This window comes from Companilactobacillus jidongensis, assembly GCF_003946575.1.
Lineage (GTDB): Bacteria > Bacillota > Bacilli > Lactobacillales > Lactobacillaceae > Companilactobacillus > Companilactobacillus jidongensis.
Map to the genome: position 1 here is coordinate 68,234 of NZ_RHOP01000001.1, position 15,793 is coordinate 84,026.

The following is a 15,793-nucleotide window of genomic DNA, read 5'->3' on the forward strand; positions in this document are numbered from 1 at the left end:
ACTTACGTATGCCTGACGTTTCTCTGTACTAATTCGGTTTTATAACCAAATATTCGAGAGAACCCTCGATGGTCCATTTAACTATCTGCGTCTGGTTACACTCTCATCAACGGTAACTTTCTGTACATGCACAATAGTCTTGATCTCCATCTCATCGGTTTATGGACGAATTTATTTTGTTGTTACAGAGAATAAAAGTATTTTGATAATTTGTCAACATAAATCTTTCACTAGATTAATCTTTGTTTATCCTTCCTCATCAGCATCAACATCCCCATCAAGTGTCTGAACAAGTCAAATAACGACTAAAAAAATAAGATTTGTGCGATAATTAAAAAAGTTATCGAACGAATCTTATTTATTTTTATATTTCGAGGTTTGTTTGTTGACCCAATACTGATTGTATGCTAAATTAGCACTGTACTATTAAGAGTGCTAAAAATAACAAGTGCTAATTAATTAGGAGGCAGTTTATGTTAGTTCCTACAGTTATTGAACAAAGCTCACGTGGCGAACGTGCCTATGATATTTATTCAAGATTATTAAAAGATAGAATCATTATGTTATCAGGTGAAGTTAACAGCCAAATGGCTAATACAGTCATTGCTGAATTACTATTCCTTGATGCTCAAGACTCAGATAAGGATATTTCAATGTATATCAATTCACCCGGTGGTTCTGTTACCGATGGATTAGCAATTGTTGACACTATGAACTTCGTTAAGTCAGACGTTCAAACAATTGCTACTGGTTTAGCAGCATCTATGGGAAGTGTTATCTTGTCATCAGGTACAAAGGGCAAACGTTTTGCTCTTCCAAACTCAACTGTTCTTATTCACCAACCATTAGGTGGCGCTCAAGGACAACAAACAGAAATCGAAATTGCCGCTCAAGAAATTTTGAAGACAAGAAAGAGATTGAATCACATCTTGGCTGATAATTCTGGTCAATCATTTGAAAAACTTCAAAAGGATACTGATCGTGACAACTACATGACAGCCCAAGAAGCTAAAGACTATGGTTTGATCGATGAAATCATGACAAATCAAGCTGATAAATAATAGTTCAATTTAATTAATAAGAGCTAATCGCAGATGCGATTAGCTCTTATTTTTTATTATTCAGGATTTAATTCCAAACGACGATTTTTAATAATAGTTTCCAGTTCTTCTAAATCAGATACAGTCGACTTATTGCGGATAAAACTACGAGCTGATGATCTCATTGCAATATAATTAGCGCGTTCTCGATTATTTCTGTGCCATTTCTCGTTGGCACGTCTCTGTGCATCTGTTAATACCATAATATTATCTCCCAGCGTTTAATAATTACCTAACAATATTATACATAAATTTGGTAAATAAACTTTCCATATATTATAATTATCTTTTACAAAATACGATAATTTGTAGAGTAATATATGTGTGATTTTTGATTAAGCCTTATCATTAGATAATTTTTGCACTTATATTTAAATAATTATTAAATTGTGTCACTTATGGTCCAGTCCAATTGTGTTGTATATTTGCCCGAAGGGATAGCAGTATCTGCACCGTTTACGTGAAGCAATAATCCTTTATCTTTTGCCCAAGAAATAGATGACATTGTTTCCCCATTTTTGGAAACATAAATTGGAACTGCACCACCAGTTAATAATGAAGTGAATTCGTCCGTCGAACTATCTGGATCATAAAATCTTAACTCACCCGGAAATGTAACTGTACCGTTCGTCAAATCTCCTTTTTGTTCAACCGATATTGTCTGACTGTTCTTATCTGAATCACTTCTATCATCTTGAACTGCTAATACTGGTGAATCATCATTGTTTACTCGATGTCTTAATACGTCCGTAGTAACGAATGTATTGAATGAACCAAAATCTATATCCATTGGCTTCAATGTAATACCACCACCAGGTTCAACTGTCCTATCGAAGTTGATCAATTGTTCCTTACCATCTGCATCCACATACATTGGTTTACTTGTATCACCATTTTCATACCCACCAATACCTTTAAAAGTTGGAGTGAATGTAAAATCATCTTGATTGTCATCTGTTACCGTTCCGTTAAATACTAATTTAAAATTGGCATTAGCTATTCCGTCTGGATCTAGGTTAATATTGCTGACGGTCAGAACTTGCTTGGTACTATCATCTGGATCGGTGACTATGTTAACGTAACTTGAATCTATCGTACTAACCACGCCGTCGTCATTTGTGAACTCAACACTGTTAGTATCAATATCCATTCCTTTTGGAATAGACACTGTATAGACACTCTTTGAAATAGTTCCTGAATTTTCTCCAGAATTGTCATAAGTGGAATTCAAATTTGCAGTATATTGAATTGAGTCATCTTTTTTGACGTTTTTAACAGCCAAATATTTGCCATCTGTATCCGGAGAGTCACTATCTGTGTTTGTTAAGTTATGAATTTCATTATCCAACTTAACTTCTGGTAACTTATCTGATGTTGTCGGCGTTGATGTATATTCAACGATAAGACCACCAAAGTTGGTGACCAATTGCCCAGTTCTAGTAGTACTGAGGATACCTGCTTTATAAGTGTAATCCAATACTAATTTTGCATACACACCATTCATGAATGCATCTTCTATATCACTATTTGGACCATCTTGTTTATATAACAAATACTCGGTTTTCAGATCCGCAGGGTCGTAGCCATCTAACACATCAATTACATCATCCGATATAAGGGTCGGCGACTCTTCTTCAAAGCCATTTTTACGATAGTCCCTTATCCAATGTAAATGAAAACCAGTAACACTAAAACTTTTCAAATCTGGAGAATATGATTTCATAGCTTCATATACTTCATCAAAAATATTTTCTCTAATATTAAAATGCATCAAAGTATTAATATCAGCATGTGGAACATAATCGCTAGAATCCACAACCCCACCAAGTGACAGTTCCAATTCTGCGGGCATGTTATTAGTTACTTCGGCTGTTATCTCAATGGCACCATTTATTGGCATATTAGTGTAAATATTATTTGTCTGCGTTGAAGATCCTACCAGAGTTGCTGTCGTATCAGAACTCATAGTTATGATGTCTCCATATCCAGGAAGTTTGGCTGACTTACCAAGCTTGCTGGATGATACAGGACTATCGTAACCTCTTTGAATTGTCCAAGAACTAGCCGTTCCAGAGGCATTAGGATGAATACTCTTTAAAGATATAGTTGTGGTATTAGCAACATTTACATCATTTTGTATTGTACTAAACAAATACCCAACATCTGCCTCTATGTAATATCCATTAACATTGACATCTCCAGTTGTAACTTTATTATATATGGCCAATGGCGAAATTAATGAATTCAATAAAGTTGTTTGATTAGTATTAGTTACAGTCGTTATTGGTGAACTGAACTGTGTCACAACATCGGTTATTGACTGTTGATTTGCTTGATCAGTTATGGCTAGTGTTTTTTTTGTAGCAATATCAGCGGTTGACGCAGAAGTATTCGCACTCGCAGATGGGTTATTTGAATTTTTATCGATTGTAATTGGTGATCCAAAGGTCGCGGCATCTACCTGAGTTGACTGTAGTGAAATCACAATAGTAATTAATAAGAAGAATATTACTAGTACTTTACTAGAAAACGAATTATAAAATTTCAACTTACTCCCCCCTTTTCAACAAGTCATAATTAATATAAAAAGAGACCATTCACAATATATGCAATGATCTCTTAAATATAATTAATAACTAGCGTAGAGAGTTGCCCAGTTAGTTTTTATAGTTGTGCTCTTAGAACCTTCTTTAAGAGTTATCTTTGCTTGATATTGTGTTCCATTATCTGAAACAGTTGTATTAGCTGTCGTATATGAAACGCTATTACTCTTACCCAAATATTCTGCTTTTGTTTTACCTGGAGCTTTCTTGTACCATTCGACCTTGATACGATTGTCATTTATGAGTCCCGTAAAACTCTCAGTATCGCCACGGAGCGCGAAAGTAGCTGCTTGACCGGATGGAACAGTTTGATTATCCAATCCACCACCAACTTGAACGTACGTCGTTCCAACCACGAATGATGTATCCATATTACGGAACGTACCAGTAACCTTCACTACACCAGCTAATCCCTTATCATTTGCAGTTATCTTACCAGTACTATCAACTGTGGCTAAATTAGTATTATCAACACTCCACGTTACTTTACCAGTTGAACTAATAGGATCAACTGTGGCGTGAGCATAAGTTGTATTAACTTGGCCCTCACTATTGTTATAGATGTAATCACTATCTGTGCCCACACTGACACTAGTTGCATTAGTTGGTGTATTCACAGCATTAACTTCGGCAACGGTCGAATAAATATGTGTCTTAGCAATCCAACCTGTTAAGTAATTCCAATACTGCGTATCTAATTGATACCAAGTTCGACTTTCTTGCGTTGTTTGAATCGGCAAGTTTTTGCGATGACCATTTTGCCATTCAGGAACTTCACTCCAATTCATTCCATCATCAGATTTGTACCATCTGTAATGTGGTGCGTCGAAGACTCCACCAAGCACACTCCATAATGAACGAGCCGCATCAGTATTAAGAGTTATTTCATTTCCAACGACCTTGTAAGTGATTGCTTCCGGTTGAAGATCATATCCGTTAGTGTTCCAAATATTTAAAAACTTATCAGGTGCCGGCGTTGCTGTAAATGCGCTATTGGTTAATGGAGTGCCTACTTCAGCAGCATTTGCAGTTGTATTTTGAGTAGAAAAAATTCCAATTATTATCAGAGTAATGAGTGATAATAACCCATTGCGTTTTAGCCTAATTCTGTCCATAATTGAATCCCCCTATTTGACTGTCAGTATTGCCCAATTTGTAGTTAAAGTAACTTTTTTAGTACCCTTGCGCATAATTATCTTTGCTCTGTATAAATTACCGTTATCTGTTTTTGATACCGGATTAGTTGTGTAATAAAGATTATGTGTAGAACCTAGCAATTTCTCTTTATTATCCTTTTGACTAGCTTGTTTTGAATACCACTCAACCGAAATATTGTTATCATCCCAGTAACCATAGAAATCATCAGTGTTACCTTGTAGTTTAAAGGTAGCAGTATCATCAGCTTTGGCGACTTGGTTAATTAAGCCACCACCAACTGTTACCTGTGAACGGCCAACAACCGTTTTAACATTATCTTCAGTTGAGCCGGTATATGTCGCAATAACTGAGGCAGTTCCACTTACACCTTTTGAATTAGCAGTGATTTTACCAGTATTTTTGTCGATAGTTATTAATTCTGGTCTGTTGGTTGACCATTTGATTGTTCCAGTTGCATTGGTTGGATTAACAGTTGCATGTGCATAAGTTACATTCATCAATTCATCACTGATGTTGTAAATATAGTCGCTCTCGGTTGATACACTCACAGAATCAGCATCGATACTAGTAGCTAGAGCATTGACTTGTGTGATGTTTGAATAAATATGTGTTTTAGCTAACCAACCTGTTAAATAATTCCAATACTGTGTATCCAGTTGATACCAAGTTGTTCCCTCTTCACTGGCATTGATCGGCATATTCTTTCTGTGACCATTTTGCCATTCAGGAACTTCACTCCAAGTTTTGCCATCATCTGACTTATACCATCTGTAATGTGGCGCATCAAAGACTCCACCGACAACTGACCAAACTGAACGTGCAGCATCTGTATAGATTGTCTTGGTAGCATCATTAACTTGAACATTATAGACGGGATCTGGTTGTAGATCATAACCATTAGAATTCCATATATTTAAGAACTTAGATGGTTCTGGTGTAGGATCATTCAAGTAATACTGCAATTCGGTACCTAACGGTGCAGCATTGACCTCAGTATTATTCTGTACAACAAATGTTCCTAACGCCAAGGTAGAAAATAAAGTAACTAACCCTAACTTAGTTGCTCTTCCCCTTTTCATAATTTAACCTCCAAATATAATATTTTCTTCACAAACAAGTATACAATGTATGTTATTATTGATTAATCCATATTTTATAATAAAGCTTTACAATATATGATATTTTATATGTTATGATATTTAGTTTTTAAATGTATAAAAAAGATAATACCCATTATTGATAAATATGGGCATTATCTTTTTTTAGTTAATATTTATGGCTTTTTTGCTCACTTAATTAGAAATAAACTATAAAATTCTAATATAAGTGATAATAATATATCATGATATATTATATATAATATATTATTGATACAAAAATATAAATTTGTGATATTTTTTAAGATTATTATGCCTATTCATCAATTTTAAGTCTACCTAATGTCCATAGACGAAAACTTCAAATAAGTTTATCCTAATCTCTGGAGGTTAAATATATGGACAGTACAATTAATAACGCACTAAAACGTAAATTATTCATCATTACTTTATTATCCGGAACATTCACCATGTCGATCAGTCAGTCATCACTTTCAACTGCCTATCCAACATTAATGAAGTTCTTCGGAGTAAATGCTCCAACTATCCAATGGTTAACAACTGGTTTCATGTTGATCATGAGTATCATGATGCCGATCAGTCCCTGGCTCTTAAACAATATTTCATTCAAAAAAATATTTCTAGGAGTTGTTGGAATATTCGCGGTCGGTACTCTGATCATTATCTTGGCACAGAACTTCGCTATGGCGATGCTCGGTAGAGCCTTGGAAGCAATCGGAGTTGGGATTCTCTTCCCATCATTTCAATCGGTTCTTATGACTATCACTCCTGAAGAAAAACGTGGTACTACGATGGGATTCGCTGGGTTAGTCATGGGTTCCGCCCTTGCATCTGGTCCTATTATCTCTGGTATCGTATTGAACTTCTTACAATGGCAAGGACTATTCGTGATCTTCTTATTGATAATGATCGTTATCTTCATTACTGGTTTAATCTACATAAAAGACGTTATGCCTCGTCACAAAGTAAAACTCGATAGTTTGTCGATCGTCTACTTATTAGGAATAATTGGCTTATTATATGTAGTCAATCAAGCTGGTAGTGAGCACAAATTATCAACTAACTTGATGATCCTACTAATTGTCAGTTTGATTCTGTCAGTATTATTTATCCACCGTCAATTGACTAAGGACGAACCATTGTTAGACTTAAAAGTTATGAAGAACTTCAACTTTGACTTATCAGTCTTACTAACAGGATTTTCATACATTTCATTGATTGTTGTTACGATTATTTATCCACTGTATTATCAAAACATCCTGCATACCTCAGTATTAGTATCCGGTTTAGCTTTAGTGCCACCGGCTATTCTACTAAGTATTTTGAATCCACTAACTGGTAACTTAGCTGACAAGATTGGTTTCAAAAAAACATTGATCTCTGGTATGTCGATGATTGTCGTCGGTTGGGTTCTCTTATTCTTTTTGAATATGAAACTCAGAATTTGGCCAATGATCTTGATTGCTATGCTAATCGAAGGTGGTAATGCTTTCGTCATGATGCCAGCAACAACTCTTGGTGGTAACTCATTACCTGAGAATTTGATTCCACATGGTACAGCTATTATCACAACCGTTCGTCAATTACTTGGATCACTTGGCGTCTCACTAGCTACTTTGATTCTGGTAACTGCGAACCAGAACCATGGATTATCAGCTAACCTCGGATTGATCGGTTATCACTACGTCTTCGGTTTCTTCTGTGCAATGGCAATTATTGGATTTATCTTTGCATTGCTTATTAAGAATCAGAAGGACTAACACCTACGTTAAAAATTGATTGAACTTGCTGTGGAAGACATACAAAAAACTGCAACCATCTGGTCGCAGTTTTTTTGTATTAGAAGTATAATTAATTCCTGGATTATTAATTATGGGGGATTTTATGAACACTCAAAACCGTATTAACAAAAAAACCATTTCGGTGATTTTGCTATTTTTTATTACCCTACTTGGCTGGATGATTTGGCAATTTCACTTCAACTATTTGATTTCAGGAAGTGATACCTTTTTTCACACCCAACGGGTCTACGAAATCAGGCAAGCATTCTTAAATGGAAACCTACCAGGTTGGTTGAACTTCAATACTTTTTTTTCAGCTGGACAAGCCGTTAATGGGATGTATCCTGACTTCACACTCTGGCCCTTTGTCTTCATAACTGATATGTTGTCACCAATTCATCAGGTAATTGCGATCAAAGTTCTTATTGCTGCATTAACATACATTGTGACATTTTTATCATTAAACAAACGCTATAACAGTTTCAATTCAAGTATGGCTGCACTTATCTTCACGTATTCTGGTGCTGTACTTCGTGACATCACAACTGAATTTCAACCTGGAACGGCCATCGTTCTCGCATTCGCCTTTCCACTCCTATTTACTTTTAAGGATGTTATCGAGAGTAAAGAATTAAACTACACTCTAGCAATTAAATTGGGATTGTTGATGACAATCGTTATTAATTCGCACTTGTTAAGTGCCATCGTCTTATCGATGGTTGCGGGCATATTCTTGATTGTTAAATCCATCAAGAATCGTACGATTATGCCTTGGCTCAATGTGATTGTCGCTGGAATACTCGCCGTGGTTTTGTGCCTACCAGTAATCTACCGCATCATGACAATTTCTAAGTCAGGCTTGTTAGCACCATTTGGCAAAGGAAACATTATTGCCGATCCAATAACACTCTTGTTTACTAATTCAAAATGGAACGCACGAGTAGCCTTTTCTACTTTGTCATTAATCATTATGCTAATTGTTTTTGTTGGATTCGATAAAAAGAAAATCAAGCGTCTAGCTCCTTGGCTCTTGATCGAAGCGTTGTTAATTGTTTTAAGTACTGATATGACACCCTGGGCAATCTTCAATCACATTCCTATCATCAATAATTTTCAAGAATCAAGCTGGCGTTTTGCACTGTTTCTTGGCGTTATTCCCATAATATTATTGCTGGAAAACTTCAAAGAACACACTAGTCAATATATTTTAATCTTGCTATCCATCCTCTCAATCTCTGCGGCAACTCAAGTCACTAGTAATTATATTTATAATCACGGTAAGGACTTGGCTACCGTCACAGCAACATCAACCAAGACCGTTGGACTAAATGATGATGTTAAATTAACTTCAGACGGTATCAACAGTGAGACTATTCAACGGACGTTGATACCAGATTATGCACCTGACCAAATTGAGCTTGAGCCCAACAGTAACGGACAATTGTTAGCAAATGATATTCAAAACAAGTTAACTCATCATTGGGCAACACAAGTAAAGCATCAAATTCCATTAACTAAAACTGATTCATCCACCAATTGTGTTACCTACAAGGGTAATAACATCAAGTCTGGCAATATTGAATTACCGATCATGGGTTATTCATCATTGAACTATGAAGTAACTGTGAATGGCAAAGCCACCAGCTGGACAACTGATAATAAAGGATTCCTAACCATTCATATCAAGAAAAATATCAAGACCGCCAGCATTTCCATTTTTAGTTCTTATCCCCATTCTTATCCATACATGATCTGGATTTCAGTCATTTTATTTATAACTTTAACTGGCTATCTTATCTATGACAAATTCCACGTTTAATCACTAAATCAAATTCTCTTTTTGAGGATTTGATTTTTTTTTACAAAAATTGTTGACAAAAAATCTGATGATGCCATTATTATTTTTGAAAGGTGAGTAACTAATCACTCATAATTACAGTTTTTTAAGAGGAGATAATCAAATGCAAACTTCAATCATTAACTTGCAACATCTTGTTAAAAAGTTCGGCAAACAAACCGTTCTTAAAGACGTGAACATGAACGTCTTATCCGGTGAAATTGTGGGATTGATCGGGCCTTCTGGTGCTGGTAAATCGACTGTTATCAAAACAACCTTAGGGATGGAAGTTGTTGACGGAGGATCTGCCACAGTCTTCGGTGAGACAATGCCTAACCGTAACTTGTTAGCAAATATTGGATATATGGCACAAACAGATGCCTTATATGATGCCTTATCTGGTAGAGAGAACTTAGCGTTCTATGGTCAGATGAAGGGTTTATCACCATCTGAATTAAAAAGAGAAATAAAACATGTTGCTCAAGTCGTTGACTTAACTAAAGATCTGGACAAACGTGTCAGTGGTTACTCTGGTGGGATGATGAGACGTTTATCGTTATCAATCGCCTTGTTAGGTAATCCAAGATTGCTGATTCTAGATGAACCAACAGTTGGTATCGACCCAGCATTACGTAGACAGATCTGGGCTGAACTTGGTAAAATTCATAATGAAGGTCGTAGCATACTGATTACTACTCACGTTATGGATGAAGCGGAATTATGTGATCGTGTTGCTTTATTACTTGATGGTCAAGTAATGGCATTCAATCAACCAGATGTACTAAAGATGCAATATAACGTCGATTCAATCGAAGACGTATTCTTAAAAGCGGAAGGTGTACAATAATGCGTTCAATTGCAATTATGAAGCGAGTTCTAAAAGAACTCTTAAGAGATAAAAGAACATTAGCCTTAATGTTCGTAGCACCGGTAATTATCCTATTATTAATGAGTTTTATTTTTAACTCTAATTCATCAACAAATGTCGACGTTGCAACAGTCGACTTACCTACTTCACTGAATAGTAATATCGGCAGTACCAAACACGTCGATGTACACAAGTACAGTACAAAGAAATCTGCCAAAAAAGCTTTAAAGGATGAAAAGGTCGATGCAATCATCCAAAAGAAAGGCAATAATTATGATCTAACATATGCAAATACTGATTCTACAAAAACAGCTGCAGTGAAACAAGTCTTCAGTGCTTCATTAACAAAAACGAATGTCAGCACCATGAAGAACCAATTGGTTACGACTACAACAGCTCTAGCAAAATTAACCGGTCAAACTGCACCTAGTGCTTCATCAAATGTCTCCACACCAAAAATTCACAACCATTATGTTTATGGTGATAAAGACACTGGATTCTTCGATAAAATTCTACCAGTTCTAATGGGATTCTTCGTCTTCTTCTTCGTATTCCTAATTTCAGGTATGGCACTTCTCAAAGAACGTACCAGTGGAACACTTGATAGATTACTGGCAACACCTGTTAAACGTTCTGAAATCGTCTATGGTTACATGCTAAGTTACGGTATCTTAGCAATCGTTCAAACTATTATTATTGTTTTAACGACTGTTTGGTTACTGGGAATCGAGGTCAAGGGTAATATCATCTCGGTTATCTTCATAAACCTAATACTATCATTGGTTGCTTTGGCATTTGGTATCCTGCTATCCACCTTTGCTAAATCTGAATTCCAAATGATGCAATTCATTCCTATCGTGGTTATTCCCCAAGTGTTCTTCTCAGGAATCATCCCATTGGATTCAATGGCACATTGGGTCAGTGATATCTCATATATCATTCCCATCAAGTACTCTGGTGATGCCGTATCTGCCATCATCATGCAAGGAACAGGTATTCTTTCATTATGGCCTGACATCCTTGTCCTATTAGGAATCTTACTCGTACTAACATTCCTAAATGTCGTTGGTTTAAAACGTTATCGTAAAGTCTAAAAAAAATAGAATGGAGATAAACAGTTATCTATTTATCTCTTTTTTCTGAATAAAAGGAGATATAAATATGGAGTCCAATATTTTTGCAAACTATCGTGATTGGATTACCAGTCAAAAAATACCTCATGGGAAAAAAGCTGTTTTGCTGGCGGGATTAGAATTATTCTCCAAGAATGGTTATCATGGAACCCCGACCGCAGACATTGCCAAAAAGGCAGGTGTCAGCCAAGCAACAATTTTTAAATATTTCAAAACAAAACAGGATCTACTTATCACGATCATCAAACCTATTATCGAAAACATGGTCCCAAACTATCGTGATCAATTTTTAAGTGGTATGAATAAATATCATAATCTCGAAGAATGGGTAAACTTTGTGGTAAGAGACCGCTATAAGTTTCTAAAAGATAATTCAGATGCAGCAATTATCTTACTATCGGAAATGATGATAAACCAAACGGTTAGAGATTTATTCTTTGAAATTTTTGAAAAATCTGTTCCTGTGGTTAAAACCACTATTGTTAATAAACTCGAATCAAGTAATGAAGTTCGCGATGATCTCGACTTGAGTGGAATCATCAGAACCATTGTTGGACAATTCATTCCCTACTTCTTCCAACAATATCTAGTCCCTAACTCAATTGAAGATGAGGAACATGACTTAGAACAAATGGTAGATTTAATTATGCACGCTATTGCAAAATAAAAAATCGAAATCTCATAATGAGGTTTCGATTTTTTATACGGCTTCTTCAGCCATTTGATTCAATTTTCGTAGTCGGTGATTGATACCAGACTTAGATATAGCACCACTTGGCACCATATCACCTAATTCCTTCAAAGAAACTTCCGGATTCTCTAATCTTAAGACAGCAATTTCACGTAATTTAACAGGTAATGAATCCAAACCAATCGTGCTTTGAAGATGCTTGATATTCTCAACTTGACGTTCAGCTGCTGCAACGGTTTTATTAATATTGGCATTCTCGCAATTGACCAGTCGATTAACAGAATTACGCATATCACGGACGATCCGAATGTCTTCAAACTTCAGCATGGCATTAGTTGCTCCAACAACTTGTAAGAAGTCCGCAATTTTCTCTGCTTCCTTCAGATAAACAATATAGCCATTACGACGTTGTGTAACTCTAGCATTCAAATTAAAATGATTCATCATTTGAGCAATGCCATCGTTGTGGGTTTCATAGAGTGAATAAATCTCCAAATGATATCTGGATGTCTCGGGATTATTAACACTACCAGTAGCCAAGAATGCTCCCCGAAGATATGAACGCATGCGTTGATCTTCATCAAGGATATCTTCAGGTACATCAGTATTGATCGACAATCCCGTATCATCTAAGATACCTAGGTCTTTTAGGACCTTTTCAGTATCATATTTTAAGCGAACAAGATATTGATTGTTCTTTTTTAATTTCATTTTTTTACGAACCAATAGTTCTGATTCCATCCCGTAACGCAATTTAATGAGTGAAAAAATCCTACGAGCAATCGCAGGATTCTCCGTTTGCGCTGTCAAAACAAAATGATGATTCTGTAAACTCAACGAACCATTCATTCTCAGCAAGGCTGATAATTCAACACGTGCATGTTCGGGATGAACTTCTAAACTAGTGAGTTCCTTTTTTACTTCACTTGCGTAAGAAGCCACTAGTGTCTCACCTCATTTTTTCTATTTCCAGATTGAAATGATAAATTCAAAACTTCACGACCAATTTTTTTACCATCATGAAAGGCTCCATTATCGTGTAAAGATAAAAAGTCGTCTTGAATTACTCGACATCCCATATCTCGCAATGCTTTGAAGTCGGGCTTTACCTGACTGACATACTCATCGTATTTTTTATGATCCATGTAACCATCTGGCACTTCTCGAGTATTGACCAAAACTGTGTCGATGTAATTACCACCTAAATGCTCATTCAAAACGCTAACATGATCAGCATCTGTAAAACCTTCTGTTTCACCGATCTGAGTCATAATATTACAGATATACACTACCTCAGCGGGTGTCTGACGAACTGCTTCACCAAGATCACTGATCATTAAGTTAGGTAGAATACTTGTGAACAAACTACCTGGTCCAAGCACCACGACATCAGCCTGCATAATCGATGCAACGACTGGTAACAGTGACTTAGGTGTTTCATCAGGATTATCCGAATTAGTCACCCAAACACGTTTCACGTGTTTACCGGAGTGAGTTATTTCGTGTTCACCTGACAATGTTGTTCCATCTGTGAACTCTGCATTCAGCGTTAATTTAGTATTGCTGGCAGGAAATACCCGACCATCAATACGCATCATCTTAGATAGTTCTTGAACAGCGTCAAAGATATTAGGTGACATTTCTGACAATGCAGCGATAATTAAGTTTCCAATCGCATGACCGGAAAAGAAGTCATCATCACTATTGAAACGATACTGAAAAACATCCAAATCAACTTTTGGCAAATCTGATAGTGATGCTAGAACGTTACGAATATCCCCAGGTGGTACGACGTTGATGTAATCTCTCAATACACCGGACGAACCGCCATCATCGGCAACGGTCACGATAGCTGTGATATCAGCATCCTTGTTTCTCAAACTATTTAATACAACTGGTAATCCAGTTCCCCCACCTATAACAACAACCTTTGGACGGCGTCCCTTAACAACACGAACTATCCTATTTGTTGGCATGTTCAATTACCTTCTTTTGAGATTTTTCCATATCACGATGTGTGATATCAACGTAATAGTTATCTTTTAAATCTGTGCCTAACCTTTGTGCAATAGCAACTGAACGATGTTGTCCACCAGTACAGCCGATAGCAATCGTTAAACTAGTTTTGCCTTCCTTTTCATATCCAGGAATAATGTCTTTTAATAAATCAGCTAATTTACTATAAAAATTCTCAGTTACTGGATCATCCATTACATAATCATATACTGGCTTATCCATGCCCGTCTTGGTCTTAAGACTGTCCACATAAAATGGATTCTTCAGGAATCTGACATCCATGACAATGTCGGCATCAATTGGTAAACCATATTTGAAGCCGAATGACATAACTTCAATATGAAATGTTGGCGTACCTGAACTCTCTTGGAAATTATCAAATATTTCTTCACGAAGCTGTCTTGGAGTTAAATCAGTCGTATCAATCTCAACTTGCGCACGACTTCTGATTTCTGAAAGTAACTCACGTTCCTTGTGAATGCCATCAAGCAGACGACCTTCCATAGCCAAAGGATGGCTACGACGAGTCTCTTTGTAACGTGAAACTAATTCTTCATCAGAGGCGTTCAGAAATAGAATCCTCATATCAACTTTTTGTTGTTTTTCTTGTTCATCTTCATCCATTTGAGAAATCATCGAAAAAATCTCATCATAAAACGCACGTGAACGAATATCCACAACTAGTGCGACTTTTTTGATTGTTCCAGATTCATGAACTAATTCCCAGAACTTAGGTAGAAGATTTGGTGGCATATTATCAATACAGAAATATCCCAGATCTTCGAAAGATTGCATTGCTACAGTCTTACCAGCACCACTCATACCGGTTACGATTACCAAACTTTGCATGTCTTTTGACATAGTGCACCTCGCATTCGGATATAATCATACCACAACGTGCCTGGTGTGTCATTTTTAGGCAATAAAAAAGCTTGACTATCATTAGCCAAGTTAATAATTTTAATCACGATATCTTCTTAAATGTGAGTAATCAATAACTAAAGAAAAGAATCCAAAAATTGTCGCAAATATACTTGCAGTCATTAGCATATCCAAGGAAACTAAAAATGACATCAAATCAACACCATCCTTATGCATACCCACAGCATAGAAAATACAATAAATCATCGTACATATAACGGTTCGACGAATATCTCGCTTCAAAATCATCCTTCTAACATCTTTGTAATTCATGGCCGATACATCAGTAATATTTAACTTCAACTTGTGAATTGCAATGACGGTATACATTCCACTACCGAGCATCAGGAATAAAAGATTGAAAAACAAATAATTTTGTAAAGATTGGAAATTATTTCTGCCAACTAACTCCACTACAATTGTCGAAACTAATAAATAATAGAACAATATCATGTATGCATTATTACCAATACGATTCAATTCACTACGACGATACTCATCTAATTCTCCATCGATCCCGTAAAAATATTTGATAAACTTAGTTGAAAAGGATTCCCTAGTTTTCAT

The 15,793-nt window shown here is 36.1% G+C and carries 14 protein-coding genes; 6 read left to right on the top strand and 8 right to left on the bottom strand.

Features of this window, described 5'->3' with window-relative positions; translation table 11 throughout:
• The first annotated feature begins 473 nt into the window (after nucleotides 1-473).
• A complete protein-coding gene (clpP, locus tag EKM68_RS00305; protein WP_125587677.1) occupies nucleotides 474-1,061 on the top strand; it encodes an ATP-dependent Clp endopeptidase proteolytic subunit ClpP in 588 nt (195 codons plus the stop codon).
• A 56-nt stretch (nucleotides 1,062-1,117) separates the two neighbouring features.
• On the opposite strand, the gene EKM68_RS00310 is transcribed toward clpP, so the two are convergent.
• From EKM68_RS00310 to EKM68_RS00325, 4 genes are all read right to left on the bottom strand, one after another.
• A complete protein-coding gene (locus EKM68_RS00310) occupies nucleotides 1,118-1,303 on the bottom strand; it encodes a hypothetical protein (RefSeq protein ID WP_125587678.1) in 186 nt (61 codons plus the stop codon).
• A 179-nt stretch (nucleotides 1,304-1,482) separates the two neighbouring features.
• Nucleotides 1,483-3,648 (bottom strand): hypothetical protein, encoded by a 2,166-nt coding sequence (locus tag EKM68_RS00315; protein ID WP_125587679.1) that lies wholly within the window; start codon nucleotides 3,646-3,648, stop codon nucleotides 1,483-1,485.
• Between the two features lie 81 nt (nucleotides 3,649-3,729).
• A complete protein-coding gene (locus EKM68_RS00320) occupies nucleotides 3,730-4,818 on the bottom strand; it encodes an Ig-like domain-containing protein (RefSeq protein WP_125587680.1) in 1,089 nt (362 codons plus the stop codon).
• A 12-nt stretch (nucleotides 4,819-4,830) separates the two neighbouring features.
• Complete coding sequence (locus tag EKM68_RS00325) at nucleotides 4,831-5,940, bottom strand: hypothetical protein (protein WP_125587681.1); 1,110 nt, start codon at nucleotides 5,938-5,940, stop codon at nucleotides 4,831-4,833.
• A gap of 416 nt (nucleotides 5,941-6,356) precedes the next feature.
• On the opposite strand from EKM68_RS00325, the gene EKM68_RS00330 reads away from it, so the two are divergent.
• The 5 genes from EKM68_RS00330 (at nucleotide 6,357) to EKM68_RS00350 (ending at nucleotide 12,265) form a co-directional block, all read left to right on the top strand.
• Nucleotides 6,357-7,739 (top strand): DHA2 family efflux MFS transporter permease subunit, encoded by a 1,383-nt coding sequence (locus tag EKM68_RS00330; RefSeq protein WP_125587682.1) that lies wholly within the window; start codon nucleotides 6,357-6,359, stop codon nucleotides 7,737-7,739.
• A 124-nt stretch (nucleotides 7,740-7,863) separates the two neighbouring features.
• Complete coding sequence (locus EKM68_RS00335; RefSeq protein ID WP_125587683.1) at nucleotides 7,864-9,579, top strand: glycosyltransferase family protein; 1,716 nt, start codon at nucleotides 7,864-7,866, stop codon at nucleotides 9,577-9,579.
• A 142-nt stretch (nucleotides 9,580-9,721) separates the two neighbouring features.
• Complete coding sequence (locus tag EKM68_RS00340; protein WP_125587684.1) at nucleotides 9,722-10,444, top strand: ABC transporter ATP-binding protein; 723 nt, start codon at nucleotides 9,722-9,724, stop codon at nucleotides 10,442-10,444.
• Nucleotides 10,444-11,559, top strand: a complete 1,116-nt coding sequence (locus EKM68_RS00345; protein ID WP_125587685.1) for an ABC transporter permease — start codon at nucleotides 10,444-10,446, stop codon at nucleotides 11,557-11,559. Before EKM68_RS00340 ends, EKM68_RS00345 begins: the two co-directional genes overlap by 1 nt.
• Before the next feature lie 67 nt (nucleotides 11,560-11,626).
• Complete coding sequence (locus EKM68_RS00350) at nucleotides 11,627-12,265, top strand: TetR/AcrR family transcriptional regulator (RefSeq protein WP_125587686.1); 639 nt, start codon at nucleotides 11,627-11,629, stop codon at nucleotides 12,263-12,265.
• Between the two features lie 33 nt (nucleotides 12,266-12,298).
• Here the strand turns inward: EKM68_RS00350 and whiA are convergent, their stop codons facing one another.
• The 4 genes from whiA to EKM68_RS00370 form a co-directional block, all read right to left on the bottom strand.
• Nucleotides 12,299-13,231, bottom strand: coding sequence for a DNA-binding protein WhiA (whiA, locus tag EKM68_RS00355; RefSeq protein ID WP_125587687.1), 933 nt, complete (start codon nucleotides 13,229-13,231; stop codon nucleotides 12,299-12,301).
• Nucleotides 13,231-14,265, bottom strand: a complete 1,035-nt coding sequence (locus EKM68_RS00360; protein ID WP_125587688.1) for a gluconeogenesis factor YvcK family protein — start codon at nucleotides 14,263-14,265, stop codon at nucleotides 13,231-13,233. The genes whiA and EKM68_RS00360 overlap by 1 nt, the downstream gene beginning before the upstream one ends.
• Nucleotides 14,252-15,166, bottom strand: coding sequence for an RNase adapter RapZ (rapZ, locus tag EKM68_RS00365; RefSeq protein WP_125587689.1), 915 nt, complete (start codon nucleotides 15,164-15,166; stop codon nucleotides 14,252-14,254). Before rapZ ends, EKM68_RS00360 begins: the two co-directional genes overlap by 14 nt.
• A 99-nt stretch (nucleotides 15,167-15,265) precedes the next feature.
• Nucleotides 15,266-15,793: a DUF3278 domain-containing protein gene (locus tag EKM68_RS00370; RefSeq protein ID WP_125587690.1), complete on the bottom strand. Its 528-nt coding sequence runs from the start codon at nucleotides 15,791-15,793 to the stop codon at nucleotides 15,266-15,268.